The organism is Nitrospirota bacterium (assembly GCA_016214855.1).
Classification (GTDB): Bacteria; Nitrospirota; Thermodesulfovibrionia; order Thermodesulfovibrionales; family UBA6898; genus UBA6898.
In genome coordinates, this window is record JACRMT010000018.1 from 21,569 (window position 1) to 40,181 (window position 18,613).

General features: G+C 54.9%; 8 protein-coding genes. 7 read left to right on the plus strand and 1 reads right to left on the minus strand.

Going from position 1 to position 18,613, the window contains the following annotated elements; all coding sequences use genetic code 11:
* Positions 1 to 82: 82 nt before the first annotated feature.
* Positions 83 to 8,779 carry a cyclic beta 1-2 glucan synthetase gene (locus HZB62_14510; GenBank protein ID MBI5076360.1) on the minus strand — a complete coding sequence of 2,899 codons (8,697 nt, stop codon included), beginning with the start codon at positions 8,777 to 8,779 and terminating at the stop codon, positions 83 to 85.
* A 627-nt stretch (positions 8,780 to 9,406) separates the two neighbouring features.
* Here HZB62_14510 and glgC point away from each other — a divergent pair.
* From glgC to phnD, 7 genes are all read left to right on the plus strand, one after another.
* Complete coding sequence (glgC, locus tag HZB62_14515) at positions 9,407 to 10,660, plus strand: glucose-1-phosphate adenylyltransferase (GenBank protein ID MBI5076361.1); 1,254 nt, start codon at positions 9,407 to 9,409, stop codon at positions 10,658 to 10,660.
* Positions 10,657 to 11,799 carry a DUF4388 domain-containing protein gene (locus HZB62_14520; GenBank protein MBI5076362.1) on the plus strand — a complete coding sequence of 381 codons (1,143 nt, stop codon included), beginning with the start codon at positions 10,657 to 10,659 and terminating at the stop codon, positions 11,797 to 11,799. Before glgC ends, HZB62_14520 begins: the two co-directional genes overlap by 4 nt.
* Positions 11,800 to 11,864: 65 nt before the next feature.
* Positions 11,865 to 12,233 carry a response regulator gene (locus tag HZB62_14525; protein MBI5076363.1) on the plus strand — a complete coding sequence of 123 codons (369 nt, stop codon included), beginning with the start codon at positions 11,865 to 11,867 and terminating at the stop codon, positions 12,231 to 12,233.
* Positions 12,230 to 14,218 (plus strand): chemotaxis protein CheA, encoded by a 1,989-nt coding sequence (locus HZB62_14530; protein ID MBI5076364.1) that lies wholly within the window; start codon positions 12,230 to 12,232, stop codon positions 14,216 to 14,218. Before HZB62_14525 ends, HZB62_14530 begins: the two co-directional genes overlap by 4 nt.
* Positions 14,211 to 15,029 (plus strand): Flp pilus assembly complex ATPase component TadA, encoded by an 819-nt coding sequence (gene tadA, locus HZB62_14535; protein ID MBI5076365.1) that lies wholly within the window; start codon positions 14,211 to 14,213, stop codon positions 15,027 to 15,029. Before HZB62_14530 ends, tadA begins: the two co-directional genes overlap by 8 nt.
* Positions 15,010 to 15,726, plus strand: a complete 717-nt coding sequence (locus HZB62_14540; GenBank protein MBI5076366.1) for a purine-binding chemotaxis protein CheW — start codon at positions 15,010 to 15,012, stop codon at positions 15,724 to 15,726. Before tadA ends, HZB62_14540 begins: the two co-directional genes overlap by 20 nt.
* 10 nt (positions 15,727 to 15,736) lie before the next feature.
* Positions 15,737 to 18,592: a phosphate/phosphite/phosphonate ABC transporter substrate-binding protein gene (phnD, locus tag HZB62_14545; protein MBI5076367.1), complete on the plus strand. Its 2,856-nt coding sequence runs from the start codon at positions 15,737 to 15,739 to the stop codon at positions 18,590 to 18,592.
* Positions 18,593 to 18,613: the final 21 nt, after the last annotated feature.

The following is an 18,613-nucleotide window of genomic DNA, read 5'->3' on the forward strand; positions in this document are numbered from 1 at the left end:
GATCTCAGGCCTGAGAATTTCACCATGACCCACACCGCCCGGAAAGACCCGGGGGATAGAAAAAGAAAATAGCGTTCTCAGATCACACCGGCAGCTCTCCCTTATCTTCATTCGCCGGTATCCTCACCTCGACCGCATGTTCCTGGCGGTCGTCAAGAAGTGTAATGGCATTATCGGCCAGATTGGATTGTTCAACGCCGTCCACAATTACCGTTGCTGCGCTTCTGCTGTGCGTCTGCATTACCGTAATGTGATATACCGTTTCCCTGTACCGGTAATGTATTTTGAACGACTCCCAATCCGCGGGCAGGCATGGCGCAAAACGCAGTTTGTCTGTTTCAAGTCTGAGTCCGAGGAGTGATTCAAGGATCAGCCTGTACATCCAGGCTGATGATCCTGTGTACCATGACCAGCCGCCGCGGCCGATGTGCGGAGAGACCGCATATACATCTGCCGCGACAACATAGGGTTCTGCTTTGTACGTTGTGATCTTATCAAGAGAGTTCCCATGGTTTATCGGATTGATCATCGCAACCAGTTCCCATGCGCGTTTGCTGTCGCCCAGTTGAGCAAACGCCATTGCCGCCCAGATCGCTGCATGCGTGTATTGACCGCCATTTTCCCGGACACCCGGGACGTATCCCTTGATATAGCCCGGGTTCAGATCCGATCTGTCAAAAGGAGGGTCCAGAAGCTGGATCAGATTGTGGTCACGCCGCACGAGGCGCTTGTCCAGCGATTCCATGGCAGTTCGCGAGCGGGTTGCATTCCCGGCGCCCGAGAGGACAGACCAGCTCTGGGCTATCGAATCGATCCTGCATTCGGCATTACCAGCAGAACCCAGCAGCGCGCCGTTGTCAAAGTACGCGCGGCGGTACCATTCGCCGTCCCAGCCATTTTCCTCGATATTTCTGCGCAGTTTCGCGGCTTCCTCCTGACAGCGTCCGACAAAGGCCACGTCGTCACGGAGGTGTGCAATCGCAGTGAACCTCGTGAGTATGTCATATAGAAAGAAACCGAGCCAGACGCTTTCGCCTTTACCGTGCTCTCCTACGAGGTTCATTCCGTCGTTCCAATCGCCCGAGCCGATCAGGGGCAGGCCGTGCCCGCCGAGTCTGAGACCATGCAGTATGGCTCGCACACAGTGTTCGTACAAAGGAGCTGTTTCGTCAGAAGCATGCGGAAGATCGTAGTATGAGTCCATCTCCGAGCCGACGGGCCGTCCTTCGATGAAGCGGACGGGTTCATCCAATACGCCGGTGTCCCCGGTGCTCAGAACGTAGCGGGAAGCAGCCATCGGCAGCCAGAGAAAGTCGTCGGAACAGTGTGTACGTACGCCGCGCCCCGAGGGGGGATGCCACCAATGCTGCACATCTCCCTCTCTGAACTGATGGGCTGCGCAGAGAAGGATCTGTTCGCGGACCAGTCGTGGTTCTGTATGGATGAGCGCCATTACGTCCTGCAGCTGATCGCGGAACCCGAAGGCGCCGCCGGACTGGTAGTATCCGGATCGTGCCCAGAGACGACTGGCCATGGTCTGGTACAAGAGCCAGCCATTGGCAAGCACATTGACGGATTGATCAGGTGTTTCCACCTGTACTGCGCCGAGGGTGTGATTCCAGTATTGCCAGACCGCTTCGAGAGCTCTGCGGCCTGCAGCAGGTCCGCGGAAGCGGCGCACCAGCTTGCCGGCTTCATCCGCGTTTCGTCCTGCGCCGAGCATGAAGATGAACTCGCGCTCCTGTCCGTCGGTCAGGTCAAAGGGCAGATGGATAGCGCCACACGGGTCCAAAGCAGCTCCCACCTTGCCGGAAAGCCGCGCTCGGGACATGGCCTCCGGGTTTCGAAGCGTACCGTTGCGGCCAAGGAATTCGGTCCTGTCGCCGCTTACGGTCCGGGCTGCATCAGCCACGTCGAAGAAAGCGGTGCGGTCAGCGAACTCGGTGTTGTACGGGTTGAGAGCAAAGAGCGCACCGGTATTGGAGTCGACTTTGGTGATTATGTGCATCCTTGTTTTCGGCTGCAGATCCCCCAGCACCCATTCTACGTACCCGGTGGCCGAGAGACGGCGTGCCCGGCCTGACTCGTTCCTCACTTTCAAAACCGTGAACTTGATCGATGCGTCTATGGCCACGTAAACCCACATCTCGGAACGGATACCGTCCTCCGTGTGTTCAAAGACGCTGTATCCGAACCCGTGACGGCTGATGTACGGCGCGAGACCACGGCTGGGCAGCGGAGAAGGGGACCAGAAAAGGCCGCTCTCTTCATCACGGATATAATACGCCTCTCCGCCGGAATCGCATACCGGGTCATTACTCCAGGGAGTGAGGCGGAATTCGTGGGCATTCTCGCTCCAGGTGTAAGCACTTCCGCTCTCCGAAATAACCGTCCCGAAGTTCGGGTTTGCCAGCACATTTACCCAGGGCGCGGGAGTGACCTGTCCCCGCGTCGTCGTAATGATGTACTCGCGTCCATCAGGGCTGAAGCCCCCCAGTTCGTTGAAAAAGATCAGGTCGCGGCGGGGCATAGCCACGGCAGGGGAAATTTCAAGGCGGGGAGTCCGTGTTGTCCTGAGGCGCGGTAATGTTGTTTTCACGAGGCCCGGGCGGCTGATCTGGTCTGCCAGCGTTCCCCACTTGTCGCTGATGATGATGCGGGCTACGGTCTGAAGCAGAATGCGGTCCTCGTTCGATATCTGCTCAGCGAGTCTTACGAAAATGCCGCCAGGCCGATCAGTGACACTGGCTTCAAGCCCTGCGGCAATGAGTCCCATGATCTGGTCCTGAAGAAGCTGCCGGTATCCTGCGTGATCTTCATTCCAGATCACCAGGTCCACGGTCAGTCCCTTGAGACGCCAGTATGCGTGGGCCTGGACAAGCTGCCGCACCAGGTCGATATTGGCCGGGTCCTCAATCCGCAGCAGCACGATCGGCAGGTCCCCGGAAATGGCGTAGCCCCAGAGACCGGATTGTCCGCGGTGGTTTTTTTTGAGAAGGTCCGCGTCGGCGCGCAGCGAGGAATTGGCGTAGATTATCGAGCCGGCAAGGCGTCCGTAAAGCTGCGCATCGGACTCTGTGACATTGAGCTGCCGCAGGAGCACCTGGCTGTGTGTCCAGGCCAGATCGAAGACGCGGTCAGCAAAACGCCGGTCCTGGTATTTCTCGACAAGGCCCATGCTAGCATCCCGCGTCTCCCCGATGCCGGTGACGATATCAATCGTTGCCGACGCCTCAGGCTCGAGTGTGATCCGGTATCTGATCGCGACGATCGGATCAAGCACCGAACCCTCGGTACCCGAGAGAGCTCCGGAGAGAGTCGAACGGCCGCTCATGGCTGCAGGGTTGGCGACAGTCCTTCCCCGTCCGATGAACTTCAGGCGGTCAGTCTCATAGGAAACCTCTGCGATCTCCGCCCCGTGTGCGGTCATCAGGTGAAACATCCAGGGCGTCTGCTCTTCAAGCGAACGGGGCCGGCGGGTGCAGAGGATCGCGCGCTGTCCTCGAATGATCTCGGTCTGCACAAAGAGATTGCTGAAAGCCGGATGCAGGGCGTCCGAGGCGGACGGAGCGACAACAACTTCAGCATAACTGGTGATGTCGATCGTCCTGCGTGTTTTTGCGGAGTTGGTAATGCGGGTCCGGCGCAGTTCGATGTCATCCTCAGGTGAGACAACGATCTCGGTATGCATGTCATAGTCAAAGTCGCGGCGCCGAAACTCTGCCCGCGCGTCCGTGAAGATCGCTTCATACGTGTCTGCCCGTTTGAGTGTCGGCTGATATGCCGTTGACCAGAACTTTCCGCTCGCCACGTCGCGCAGGTAACAGAACGTGCCCCAGCTGTCACACGTGGTGTCTTCGCGCCAGCGTGTTACGGAGAGGTCTTTCCAGCGGCTGTACCCGCCGCCGGCGTTCGTGACCACCGCCTGATATCTGCCGTTGGACAGCAGCTGTACCTCCGGCATCGGCGTGTTGGGGCTGCTGAAAATACGCATCGGCATTTCCGTTCCACTAAACGTCTCCCGGACGTCGGAGATATCGGGTGTCTCCAGATAGAAAGCCGTTACCCTTGGGACCCGCTCCTGAAGAAGGAGCATGGTGGCCTGAAACTGTGGGTCAGACTCAAACCTTTTCTGCATCGGACGGCTCAGGAGGAGATGGGACAGGGAGAGAAGGCTCATGCCCTGGTGATGTGCCATGAAGGACCGTATCACGGTGTTCGGTTCCCTGCGGCGCTGACGCGAGGGCGTATAGTCGACAGCTTCATACATGCCATAGCGGGCCTCAAAGCCTTCAACACTGAGCCGCTGCAGGTTCAGGCAGGCCTCCTCAGGCGCCACCATCAATGCAAGCGCCGAGGCATACGGCGCAATGACCAGGTCATCGGCAAGACCGCGCTTGAGTCCCAGACCGGGCACGCCAAAGGCGCGGTACTGGTAATTAAGATGAACGTCGACCGTGTTATAGCCTGATTCAGATATGCCCCACGGCACCCCGCGTTTCTTTCCATACTCGATCTGTCTGTCCACTGCCGCCTTATAGGTCTGATCGAGCAGGGTATGCTCATACGTGGGCATTACCAGGAGCGGCATCAGATATTCGAACATCGAGCCGCTCCACGAAAGGAGGATCGGCTCTCCGCCGGCGCTGGTGAGCAGCCGCCCCAGCGCAAACCAGCTCTCCTGCGGCAGCTGTCCCTGCGCAATCGCTACGAAGCAGGACAACCGTGCTTCCGATGCCAGCAGATCGTAAAAACTCGCGTCTGTCCGACGCTCAGCAACATTGTATCCGATGGCCAGCAGATGCCGCGTCGGATCGAACAGAAAATCATAGTCCATGCGGCTGAGTTCAGCTGACTGAAGTGCAAGCTTCTCGATGGCCTCAATTCTTTCGTTGGCGCGCCGGCTGCCCAAGCCCGCCAGTTCGCGCAGTGTCGGGACAGGACCGCTGCTGTCCATGGCTGGCTCAGAAAGAAACATCAGATCATCCAGGGCTGTTCTGCATTGATTGGCAAAGGCGTCTGCCCACCACCTGACCTCCTTGTCCGGCTCAGCCTGATCCACATTATTAGTTTGATTCGAATTCTGGGCATCGAGACTGTCAAGCACCTCAGCGGCTGATACTGTCAGCTGTTCCAGGTAAAGGCGCGCTGCCTCAAGCGTCTCCGGAAGTGTGCTGCATGCAGACTCAAGGCGCTTCCGGAGTTGGGTCATGCCGGCCTGAAAACTTTTTTTCGGAGAAATGACTTCCGCAGAATCCATGGAATCCATAAGGATCCTGAAGGTATCATTGAGCCCTTCGAATACCTGCGCTCCCTGGATCTTATGGTCGGGAAGTGCGAGCAGGCCAGCCCGCAAGGTCAGCAGGTGAGCAGCGAGATTCCCGCTGTCGACCGTCGAGATGTATGTGGGCAGCAAGGGCCTCAGCGACTGCGTGTCATACCAGTTGTAGAAGTGGCCGCGGTGGTGTTCCATGGATTCCATGGTGCGCAGGGCATTCTCCGTGCGTTCGATGAATTGCCCGGCTGATAGATACCCGAAGTCGTATGCCGACAGATTCGCGAGCAGCGAAAGCCCCATGTTGGTCGGCGAAGTGCGATGCGCAACCGTGGCAACGCGATACTCCTGGTAGTTGTCAGGCGGCAGCCAGTGATCATCAGGACCGACGAAGGTCTCAAAGAAGGCCCAGGTCTTTCGTGAAAGCTTCCGGAGAAAGATGATCTGCTCAGGCTGCAGCCGCGCCCTGCGGCGGGTGAGAGGCCGGCTGATCCACCACGCGATACCAGGGGAGACGAACCAGAGGCCCAGCACAGGCCCGGCTGCCTCTAACGCTGCCGGACTCGCAAGCGCCAGATAGAGTATGGCTGCAACAGCGAGAAAAGGTGCGATCCACATTGTCCGATACACATCAGCAAGACCGCCAATGCGGAAATGATGGCTGCTTCGATCCGGATCGCCTGACGGACTCCATTCGAGGAGCTGCCTGCGGGTGATCAGCATTCTCCAAATCGTATGCAGGATCGCATCCAGACTGAAAAACGCTTCATACGGAAGACAGGCAAGCGTAAAGATAACCTGGATAACACGCCTGACCGCGGAACGGCCCACGGCGGCGAGATGCTGACTAATGAGCAGATCATGCGGTTTCTTCAGCAGGTCCACGGCAGAGCCTATCAAAGAAGGAATGAACATGATGCCGAGAACCGTCAAGGTCCAGAATAATGGCGCTGACAAGTCGGAGGGGAACATTGTCCAACCCAGCAGCAGGAGAACGGTCAAGGCAGATGGTACAAGACTGCGCCGCAAGTTATCGAAAAGCTTCCATCGGGACAGCAGAGAGAGAGGATTCTTCTGCCGCTGCCCGTCAAACCCGGGAACTCCCGGCAGCAGCCAGCGTACAAGCTGCCAGTCCCCGCGGATCCAGCGGTGTCGCCGGCTCACGTCCGCGCTGTAGCGGGCCGGGTAATCTTCATACACCATCACGTCACTCAACAGACCTGCGCGCGCGTAACACCCTTCGATAAGATCGTGGCTGAGGATGCGGTTTTCGGGGAAACGTCCGTTAAGCGCCTGTTCGAAGGCATCGACGTCATAGATCCCCTTGCCGATGAAGGAGCCCTCTCCGAAGAGGTCCTGATACACGTCCGAGACCGCGCGCGTGTATGGATCTATGCCGGGATCGCTCCCGTTCATGCGTGCATAACGCGAGCGGTTTGTGCCCGGCAGACTGACCCCGACCCGGGGCTGAAGGATGCCATACCCGGCAATAACGCGCTGTTTGACCTTGTCGTAGTGCGCCCGGTTCAGAGGGTGGGCCATAGTTCCTGCAAACTGCCGCGCTGCATCGCGCGGCAGTTGCGTATCCGTATCTAGGGTGATCACGTATTTTACCCCGGACAGGGTTGCCGTATTGCCGACAATGAGCGAAAAGTCATTATGAGCCGATCTCCTGTTGCGCAGCAGGGAATTCAGGTCAGCCAGTTTCCCTCTCTTGCGCTCGTAACCCATCCAGACCTGTTCCTGGGGATTCCATCGCCGCGGGCGATGAAAAAGGAAAAAGGTATCGCCTTTTGTACTCCTGTATTTATTATTCAGTTCTTCGATCCTCTGCCGGGCCAGCAGCAACAGCGGTTCGTCCTCCGGCAGAGTTTCTTCTGGTGCGTCCTGAAAATCGGTCAGCAGGCTGAAGTGCAGGTTTGCATCCCGGTTTGCCAGAAACCGCACTTCCAGGGCTTCTGTCAGATCATCGATATTTTGAGAACTTGTGAGCATGGTCGGGATCACGACGAGGGTCCGTGATTCCGGCGGGATCCCCCTGGAAAAGTCCATTCTCGGCAGTTGCCGAGGGGTCACCAGCAGCGTAGCCAGCCAGTTGACCAGTTCCACAGCCAGTTGGCTTGTGCCGAGCAGGGAAAGCAGACCGATCACTGCAAGCAGCCAGTCATGAGCCCCGCCGGCATATGCCTTTCCTGCGATGCCCCCGGTAATGAACATAGTAATAAGAGCGATCAGACCGACATAGAAAGGCGAGGGAAACGCGTGGCTGATTCTCTTAAGATACCCGGATGCAGTACGGCGCAGACCTGCTGCCTGCTCAAGCTGGAGCAGGCCTCTGTCAATCAGGTAGAACCCGACATGCGCAGACCTGTTGTTCGCGGTTTGTCCGTTGTCTTGAGGCGCTGCCGCAAGCCCAATGGCCTTGAGCGCCACCTCGCTTTCGGACAGCAGGCTGCTCTTCGCTATCTTCTCCACAACGTGACGGTATTGATCCCGGGTGGCAAAATCCATCATGCCGTAGACTCCTGCAGGATCCTGACGCAGCACCTGTTCCACCAGGCTCATCTTCTCGACGAACTCGACCCAATCCATTGCCCCCAGAAAGCGGAGGCTGTTGATACTGTTGCTTATGGAAACCTGGTCAGCGGCCTGCTGCTGGTTCTCCGAATGCACTGACTGCTCTATGGTCAGGCCGGACTCGGAGAGACGCTGCTCGATCCAGGTGAGCGGCAATGCCAGGGCCGGGCTCTGTCCCTGCAGCCTGCGGGTAAATTCCGCGACAAACGAACTCACCATGGGCGGGTCTGATCGCACCATGTCAGCAATCACCAGGATCAGGCTGTTCGGGTCCCTCTCCGCCATCTCGGTCATCTGATCTGCCCAATAATCAGCGAGGTTCCGGGTGGTCCTGTCAGCGGCAATCCTGGCTGCAACGCGGCGGAGATTCTCTATCAGCGCCAGACGCAGCATGATGGGGATTGCCCACAATTCGCCCAGCTTCAGGACACTCACCGTTTGGTATGCTGCAATGAAACTGCTCAGATTTTCCGGGTCCACCCTGCCATCGCCGTGGGAGATCGTCTCCAAAGCAAGGTCATATACACGCGGAAGCCCGGCCGAAAGACCGTTCATCAAGCGGGGAAGTTCACGGCTGTATCCCTTCGGCAGATGTCGTCTGGCTGTGCGGATCTGTTCTTCGATCAGATAGAAGTTATCGAGCAGCCATTCACCTGCCGGCGTGATCCGGCGATCGGTCGTGACCGCCTCCATCAGCAGGGTGCGGGTTCCGGTCAGGATGCCTTCATTTTCGGCCAATCGCAACAGGAGTTGGTCCGGGCCGTGTTCCGGGCTCAATTTGTGCATGCCTGCCAGGGTCTTGCCATGCTGCTTCATCTGGTCTCTGCTGAACAATTCCGAGCGCAGTGGAGGCTCGCAAACAGCGCACTTTTGTGCCAGATCTTTTCCGCGAAAGCTCGCTCGCAGATGCGGCAGACTTCCGAGCATGGTTTTTGGGCTCACCTTCAACGGTGTGGTCTCCTTAATGTTATGAAAACCCGCTGTCTCAGATAACTTGGGGTCTTCTCATTACCATTGTATTGCTTATCCCTGTCATGCGCAATGCCGTCTTATGAAAACCCCGATGACCCCGGCATGCTCAAAAGGCTTTGCGCATTGAGAAAGGTTAGTGCGGCCAGTGCCGAGTGTTAATGGCGTATAGTGAGATCTCTGCGATGAAAAGCGGGGCTGTCTGATAAGAGAAGCATAGGGAATAATTCATTTAAAGAAGACAGGAGGGCTTTTTCTCACTTGTTTAACTATATCATACAATCGGTCTCCGCCGCTCAAAGATGGTCGCGTACATGCGGTGAATGCCTTTGAGAACACGAGATGGCAACCTTTTCTGATATCCGTTTTCTGATGAAATTATCCGTCTGTTCCGAGTCCCTGAACAGTCCTCTATAAGGACCCTAACTCATTGACACTCTTGAATTTTCCCTGATATACTCCTCATATGCAGCAAAAGATCAGGTAAGCAGGCAATTCCTGCTGCCGTGGTTGTTCGCCTTGAGTCGAAAAGTTCTTTTTTCGCAAGGACTGCAGGAGGTCTTCGTGCATTTCCGGGGGTCAGAGATGGGAAACAGGGAAAGAAGCAGAGAAAAGATGATGAAGGATGTGCTGGCAGTGGTCCTTGCCGGGGGCAAAGGGGAACGGCTGCATCCTCTTACGATCCACAGGGCAAAGCCTGCAGTGCCATTTGGCGGGAAATACCGCATCATCGATTTTACGCTCAGCAACTGTATTAATTCAGACATCAGGAAGATCGCGGTGATCACGCAGTATAAATCGCTCTCACTTGACCGGCATCTGGCGCTTGGCTGGGAGAACCTGCTCAATCCCCAGCTTGGCGAATACATCTTTACCATACCGCCCCAGCAGCGCATCGACGACCGCTGGTATGAAGGCACTGCTGATGCAGTATTTCAGAATATTTACGTCATCGAGAAAGAGAATTCTCCCTATATTCTGATCCTGTCCGGTGATCATATCTACAAAATGGATTATGCCGAGATGTTCGATTTTCATCTGCAGAAGAACGCCATGGGCACGGTCGCAACCATACGGGTCAAGAAATCCATGGCCTCTGAATTCGGTATTGTGCAGGTGGACATTGACTCGCGCATCATCGGGTTTGAGGAAAAACCCTCTGATCCGAAGACCATTCCCGGAGATTCGGACCACTGCTATGCCTCCATGGGGCTCTATATCTTCAATACCGGGGATATTATCAACGAACTGAAATCGGATTCAGGCAAGTCCTCTGCCCACGACTTCGGCAAGAATATCCTGCCTGAGATGCTGAAGACCAACCGGCTTTTTGCCCATGAATTCAAGGACGAGAACAGGAAGGACGCAAAATACTGGCGGGATGTCGGGACCATCGATGCATACTGGGAGGCAAATATCGACCTTGTGTCTGTTGATCCCCAGTTCAACCTCTATGACGACAGCTGGCCGATGCGGACTTATCAGGGGCAGTATCCTCCTGCGAAGTTCGTCTTTTCCCAGGAATACAAGGGCGGAAGGCTGGGCGTTGCTCTCGACTCGGTCGTCTGCGGAGGCTGCATCATCAGCGGCGGCAGGGTCCAGGGTTCTGTGCTCTCGCCTAATGTGAGAGTGAACAGCTATGTCGAGATCAGGGACTCGATCCTCCTCGAGAACGTTGAGATCGGAAGGCACTGCAGAATACGAAAGGCGATCATAGACAAAGATGTCTATATCCCTGCAGGCACGACCATCGGCTACGATCCTGAAGAGGACCGGAAGCGGTTCAGCGTCAGCCCGGGCGGCGTCGTTGTAATCCCCAAAGGTGCGGAGGTGCGATGAGCCTTGCCGGAAGGCTTGAGGATCTTGCCCTGGCCGATATTTTCCAGATCCTGAGCATCGGGAAGAAGACAGGGACATTCCTTGTAAGAGGAACAAAAGGCACAGCGCTTATTGTCTTTAAGAACGGCCTTATTATGAGGGCCGAGACCGATGACCTTGAGGGCACCCTGGCTGATTTCATGCTTAAGGCTGGCATGATCAGGGAAACGGTATTTCAGATGGCGGTGGAGGTGAAGAAGAAACTGCCGGATCAATCTCTTGCTGACCTCCTTCTGGACCTTGGCGCTGTCAGCAGGGAAGCCCTTGAGCAGGCAACGCGAAAGAGGATCGAGCATGTCATTTACCGCCTGCTCCTCTGGGAAGACGGCGATTTCCAGTTTGAACTTGATGACCTTGCCATTGGAGACAAGACCGAGCTTCAGGATCTTGGTTGGGAACTTTCAAAAGGCCTGAGCCCTGAATATCTCCTCATGGAAGGCGCCCGGGTGCAGGATGAATCAGCCGAGTCGTCTTTTGATCCTACCCAGGCGTTTACGGTAGATGACCATGCACAGAAAGAAGAAGCTGATGCAGGCTCCGGCTGGGACGATAACTGGGGCGAGACACCCGCTGCAGAGAGAAAGGACATTACCGCGCTCAAGTCGCTGACCCAGGAGCTTCGGTTTCCGAACTCGACCTCTGAGATAACGCTTCTGGTGCTCAGGCTTGCGAGCGATATTTTTCAGCGGGGCGTGCTTTTCATGGCAGGGAAGAACCAGATCATCGGACTTGGTCAGTTCGGCATAGAAGTCGAAAGGGCTGACGAAAAGATCCGCGGTATTGTGCTGTCCCTTGAGATGAGTCCCTTCCTGAAGAAGATCATCCAGGAACAGATGCCGCACAAGGGGCCTCTTGATAGCGATGACGTAACCCAGTACTTTATGGATGAGATAGGCGGCCCCTGGCCTGCTGAAGCTGCTTTTTTCCCGATCGTTGCAGAGGGCAAGGTCGCTGCCGTGCTCTATTGCGATAATGCCATTTCCCGGGATCCTATCGGCGAGACCGAAGGGCTCGAGATATTCATCAGCCATGCAGGCCTTGCTCTCGAAAAATCGCTGCTCCAGAGAAGGATCCTTGAAATGGAAAAAGGCAGGGGGTAACAGGCAGGTCAATAGAGATTTTTTTGAAGATGTTCTGATACAATTTCAGCAACCGTGGAGATTCTGTGAAAACCATTCTAATTGTTGAAGATTCAGCTACAACGAGGGCCCTGATACGGGCTGTTATTGACGAACTCGGCGAGTATGAGACGGTCGAGGCAGGTTCAGGCTTTGAGGCATTGAAAATGCTGCCTCAGCAGGAGTATGACCTGATCGTCACGGATATCAATATGCCGGACATCAACGGTCTTGAGCTTATCAATTTTGTGAGAAACAACCCCCGCTACAACCATCTCCCCATAGTCATTGTCAGCACGGAGAGGAGTGAGGAGGACAAGAAACGCGGCATGGCCCTCGGCGCCACTGCCTATGTAACAAAACCGTTCAAGTCATCTGAGCTGCAGGAAATCATCAAGAAAACGCTGGTTCGATGAGCACCTCCAAGAAAGAATTCATCGCAGAAGCTGAAGATCTCCTGCAGGAATCACAGAGACTGATCCTGGAGATCCAGGACTCTGTTTCCACCGGCATCAATCCTGACACCATTAATGCCCTCTTCAGGGCAATGCATACCCTGAAGGGTGTATCCGGCCTCTTCGGGCTTCAGGGCATCTCCAAGCTCAGCCATGCCCTCGAGGCGCTTATGGACGACGTGAGGCTCGGCAAGGTCGATGTGACCGACGCTATTGTTTCGTTCCTCTTTAAAAACCTCGATATCCTCCGCAATCTTGTTGAGGGTGTCAGCGATGAGCAGGGGAATGATGACGTTTCTGCGTATCTTAATGACATTGAGAACTTCAGAAAGGGGCAGCAGGGAGAGGCTGCGGCCGCGCCGGCTGAGAGTGTTATTGATCCTGCCATCATGAGGGTGCTCTCGGAATATGAAGAGCACCGGCTTAAGGCCAATATCAAGGATGGCAAGAACATCTATCTCGCAAAGGCGGTCTTCAGTCTTGACGTCTTCGACACGGCGCTTGAGTCGATGACGAAAGTCATCAAGACCCTGGGTGAGCTTATCTCAACGCTCCCGACATCGTCGAATGTGCCTGACGGTTCCATAGGGTTTAATCTGATGTTCGGCAGCCGCCGGCCCCTTGATGAACTGCAGAAGGAGATCCATGTCGAGATAGAGGTGCTGTCCGCTCCGAAGGTCTCGCAGCCGGTGCCTGTTGCAGCGCCTGCCGCAGACAGCCAGAAGATACAGGATACACACCTCAAAAGCACATCAACAACGGTCCGCGTTGACATCGAGAAGCTTGACCGTATCCTCAATACCATCGGCGAGCTGACACTTGCCAAAGGTGCAGTGAAAAGGATCGGTACGGAACTCATCGATAATTATGGCCACACATCCCTTGTCTATGATGTCCACAAGATATCCCAGACCCTGGAGCGGAGATTGGCTGAACTTCAGGACCAGGTCCTTGAAATACGCATGGTCCCCATCGGCCAGATCTTTGCGAGGCTCTCGCAGATCGTCAGGCGGTACTCGCGCGAGATCGGCAAACAGATAGACCTTCAGATGTATGGAGAAGATACGGAATTGGACAAATTCCTGGCTGAAGAGATCGTTGATCCGCTCATGCACCTGATCAGAAATGCCATTGATCACGGGATCGAGATGCCTGCAGAACGGAAGGCAAAGGGAAAGACGGAGCATGGGACCATTACCCTGAAGGCATATCAGAAGGGCAACCATGTTGTTGTCGAGGTCAAGGACGACGGCAGCGGCGTGAGCATCGAGAAGGTGCGGAAAAAGGCGATCGAAAAAGGGCTCATCGATGACGATGTTGAACTCGAGGATAAGGAGATCATCAATTTCATCTTTGCACCGGGGTTCAGCACAAAGGACGTTGCAAGCGAGATGTCCGGCAGGGGTGTGGGTATGGATGTGGTGAAGGAAAAGCTCTCGGCACTGGGCGGTTTTGCCGATATTGAAACAAAGTCCAATGTCGGCACGACCTTTATGGTGACGCTGCCGATAACCCTTGCCATCATCAAGGCGCTGATCGTGAGGGTAGGAGCAGAGAAGTTTGCCGTACCGCTTACGTCCATGTCCGAGACACTGATCGTGAACCATAAGGATATCCAGACGATCGAATGGAAAGAGGTCATTTATCTGAGGGGCGAGATGCTGCCGATGATACGGGTCAGCACGTTTTTCGGGCTCCCGGGCGATCAGAATGATCGCTCTTTTGCCGTGGTCGTGGGCTTCGGAGAACGGAAGGTCGGACTTCTGATCGACGAGCTTTTCGGTCAGCACGAGATTGTCATCAAGAGCCTTGGTGAATATCTGAAAAAACTGAAGGGTTTTGCCGGCGCTGCAGAGATCGGCAAGCACGAGGTGATCCTTGTCCTTGATGTTGAGTCGCTGATCGACGAATCCCTTTTGAAGCAGAAGGGGGCTGCCTATGTATGAGAAATTTTACGGACTGACTGCGCGGCCGTTCACCAAGACGCCTGACCCGAAGTTCCTCTTTCTGAGCAGAAGCCACGAGGAGGCTCTGGCGAGGCTCCAGTATGCAGTTGAAGAGAAGGAACTCATCCTGCTGACCGGCGACGTGGGCTGCGGCAAGACAACGCTCACCAGGGCTCTTATGGACATCCTTGGCGAAAGTTACAAGATCGTGACGATCATCAATCCGGTGCTTACGCCTGCCCAGTTCCTGCGTGCCCTCGCAAAGCGGCTCGATATTGATATCCCTTCTGTGTACAAATCCGATCTGCTCGATGCGATCTATGAAAAAGTATACCAGGAGTATGAGGCGGGCACCTCTATTGTCATCATCATCGACGAGGCCCAGCTTATCCCCAGCAAGGACACGTTTGAGGAGATCAGACTGCTGACGAATTTCCAGCTTGACAACACGAATCTTCTCAGTCTTATCCTTGTGGGGCAGACCGATCTCAGGAAAAGGCTGAACCATAAGTCCTATATTCCGCTGAAGCAGCGTATAGGACTCTATTACCATCTCGGACCTATCGGACAGGATGAGATACGGGAGTATGTTCAGCACAGGCTGAGGACCTCAGGAAGAGAGAATCTGCTGTTTACTGATGAAGCTCTGAAGCTTCTTCACACCTATTCTGAAGGGGTGCCGCGGCTGATCAACAGTATTGCCACTTCTGCGCTGCTGGACGGTTTTGCACATGAAGCGGTCATTATAGACGCTGCGTTCATTGATGCGGCTGCCCGGGAAATGAGTCTGCATGGATATAGCGAGAATTAGAAAAAAGGCAAAGGAGCAGGAAGCCGGGAAGCGGTCGGAAGACCGGCCTGCTCCGCCGAATGTTGTTATTGATTCTTCGGTTCAGGAAGAGGTGAAGGCAGAGATCCGGGAACAGGGTGTCCCTGAGGAAGATCAGCATCCTGGCCCTGAGACAAAAAATAGTGAACCGCCCGCGCAGGAAGCGTCCGGCAGCGGTACACAAGCCGACAGCAACGGCCAGTCGGATGATGACAGCCTGGTGGAACTTCTTACCTTCAGTATTGGCGCAGAGGAGTTTGCGTTCAAGGTCAGAGAAGTTGAAGAGATCCTCAGGCTGCAGAAGATGACAAAGGTGCCGACCATGCATGACTACGTCATCGGCATTACGTCGCTGAGAGGGAAGATCATTCCGGTCCTTGACCTGAAGGCGCGTCTGAATCTGAAACAGACAGGAGAGGCTCCGGAATACGGGACCGAAGAAAATCCCGGAGGCGGCAGAGAGGCAAAAATACTGATCATAGAAGGGCCTCAGGGGTTTATCGGCGCCACCATCGACAGGGTTATGGGAGTTGTCAGCGTTGAGAAGGACAGGGTGATCGAGCCGCCTGCGCATCTCAGCGAGGCTGAAATAAAATATATTGAAGGCATTGTCATTCTCGAAAAGCGGTTCATTTCGGTCCTTCGCGCTGAAGACACGATGACCATCGAGATCGGATAAAGGAGGACGTATGCGAGAAAGGCTTGAACTGAAGATCCTCACCGTGGTGATTAGTCTGCTGATCATGGGGATCCTGTCAGCCGGTTTCATGGTGCTGACCATAGAGAAAAAGAGCCTCTACAGTATCACCGAAGCGAGTCTCGAGTCTACGGCTACCATTATTGCGCAGGACGTTGCCCGCACCATGCTTGACGGAAAGTCTGACGTTACAAAAGCGATGATGCAGGAATTGAAGGGTCTGAAAAGCATTGAGGAGCTTGCCGTCATTCATTTTGACGGTCATAATGCCTTCAGTACTGATACCAAGACCAGCGAGAGTGCGGTGATGAAACAGCTGGCAGAGACGAAAAAAGCCTTTTCCGTTCGCGGTGTCAAGACGCTGACCTATTACAAACCGCTTATGAATGAGGACCGCTGCAAGACCTGTCATGCAACAGACCCTGCCGTACTCGGTGCGGTGAAAATATCGCTCTCGATCGAAAAAGAATATCATGATGCTGTCGGGAATATTATCCTGGTTATCTCGGTAACGATCTTTGCTGCCATCTTTTTCAGTGCAGTGCTTTGGCTTATGATCAGACGGATGGTGATCAAGCCGGTCAAGGCAGTGGAAGATGCTGCCCAGAAACTGTCCGATGGAGACATGTCCTTTGAGGTCGAGATCAGGAGCATTGATGAGATCGGCAGGGCCAGCAAGGCGATCAAACAGTCCCTGTTTTCCCTGTCCGACATCCTGAGAAGGATCAAGGACATTACCAAGCGGGTGAACCATGTGGTGAAGGAAGTGGAGAGCGAGTCCAGAAAAGTTGTCGAAGGCTCGGTGCTCGAGACCGAGGCGATCACGAACATCTCGTCTTCGATCGAAGAGATGAATGCTGCCATATCAGATATTGCCGACGGCACCGAGGGCCTGGCCGCATCTGCTGAAGAAACGGCAGCATCCATGGAAGAGATGGTCACGAGCATTGCCGAGATCACGAACAGCACCCAGGACCTTTCGGTTGCCGTCGAGGCAACATCTTCATCCATAGAGCAGCTCTATGCTACGAGCAAGGAAGTGTCGAACAATTCCGCAACGCTTGCCGGTGCTGCCCAGGAGACCCAGGCAGCGATCATCGAGATCGCTGCTACGGTAAAGGAGGTCGATCACCGGGCCAAGGAGTCTGCAGTGCTTTCTGAGCAGGTGAAACGTGACGCCTCGACCTTTGGCATGACATCGATCGGCAAGACCATTCAGGGCATGCAGGACATAAAGGTATCGGTAGAGAAGACCGCTGACTATATCGAAAAGCTGGGAGGCAGATCAGAGGAGATTGGCCAGATCCTGACCGTGATCGATGATATTACGGACCAGACAACGCTCCTGGCCCTGAATGCGGCTATCCTTGCGGCGCAGGCTGGGGAGCATGGCAAGGGCTTTTCTGTTGTTGCCGACGAGATCAAGCAGCTTGCTGACCGCACGTCCATCTCAACGCAGGAGATAGGGAACCTGATACAGTCTGTGCAGCAGGAAGTGAGCGAAGCCGTTGATGCAATGAAGGATGGCCTCAAGTCGGTGGAGATCGGGTTCAGGGTGACGCAGGAGGCTGCCGATGCACTCAGAAAGATCGTGGAAAGTTCCACGAAGTCATCCGAGATGGCTGCCGCAATAGAGCGTTCTACTGCAGAGCAGGCAAAGGCAACCTTTCTTGTGTCCGAGGCAATGGAGCGGGTGCTCAACATGGTCGGCCAGATCGCCAATGCCATGGCCGAGCAGTCAAGCGGCATACAGCTCATCAAGACGTCGACGGAGAAGATGCGCGATATATCGGGTCATGTCAGGACAGCAACGAATGAACAGTCATTGAACAGCAAACAGATCTCGCAGGCGATCGAAGTTGTCTCTGACAAGAGTCAGCAGATATCGCGTGCGATCAATGAGCAGAAGCTCGGTTCGAACCAGATCTGGTCGTCAGTCGAGAAGATCAAGGACATTCCCCGGGAGAACAAGGACCGGGCATTCAAGCTGAACCAGCTGGTAAAAGAGCTGCACAAGGATGCTGAACTTGCCTCTACGGAGATGGGACGGCTGAAGTTCACCGGGGAACAGGCTGTATCCGGCGGCGTCCTGAGGCTGGGCGTAGTGCCGATCGAAACGCCGGCGCTCATGTTCAAGCACTTCAGTCCGCTTGCCGATTATCTGAGCAGAAAAATGAAGCGGAAGATAGACCTGAAGGTTGCGGTTGATTTTCAGGGGGCTGTCAGGGACCTCGAGCAGGGCGTTACCCAGTTCTGTTTTATGGGACCTTCGACGTACAGCCTTGCCCATGCGAAATTCGGTGCGAAGGTGCTTGTTAAGGCCCTCAATAACGGCAAGCCGTTCCATAAGGCAGCCATCATCACGAGAACTGAAACCGGCATTAACACCCTGCAGGACCTCAAAGGCCGTTCCTTTGCCTTTGGGGATATCAATTCGACATCCAGCCATGTGGTGCCCAGGGCAATGCTGTTTTCCGAAGGTATCGATCTTAAGGATCTGCTCTATTACAACTATCTGGGCCATCACGATGATGTTTTGAAAGCAGTGCTGAACGGCGATTTTGACGCCGGCGGTGTCAAGGAGAGTGCTGCGATAAAACATCGGGATATGGGCATCAAGGTGCTCAGGATGTCGGAGGATATCCCTGAGTTCAATTTTACGGTCGCAGCTGACCTTGACGCACAGGTCCTCGGGGATCTCAAGGCTGCACTGCTGGCACTGAGAGAAGATGACCCGGAGACCAAACCGGTGCTCAAGGCGATCTATGAGAACTACACCGGGTTTGTTGATGCAGAGGATGAGGATTACAGCAGCATACGCGTTATGATGTCAAAGATAGGTCTGTAACGCAGGCCAATAAGGAGACAG

Coding starts and splice junctions, on each gene's coding strand:
- phnD (MBI5076367.1), top strand. CDS start 15,737: ATGCGAGAAAGGCTTGAACTGAAGATCCTCACCGTGGTGATTAGTCTG.
- HZB62_14510 (MBI5076360.1), bottom strand. CDS start 8,779: ATGCTCGGAAGTCTGCCGCATCTGCGAGCGAGCTTTCGCGGAAAAGAT.
- tadA (MBI5076365.1), top strand. CDS start 14,211: ATGTATGAGAAATTTTACGGACTGACTGCGCGGCCGTTCACCAAGACG.
- HZB62_14520 (MBI5076362.1), top strand. CDS start 10,657: ATGAGCCTTGCCGGAAGGCTTGAGGATCTTGCCCTGGCCGATATTTTC.
- HZB62_14540 (MBI5076366.1), top strand. CDS start 15,010: ATGGATATAGCGAGAATTAGAAAAAAGGCAAAGGAGCAGGAAGCCGGG.
- HZB62_14530 (MBI5076364.1), top strand. CDS start 12,230: ATGAGCACCTCCAAGAAAGAATTCATCGCAGAAGCTGAAGATCTCCTG.
- glgC (MBI5076361.1), top strand. CDS start 9,407: ATGGGAAACAGGGAAAGAAGCAGAGAAAAGATGATGAAGGATGTGCTG.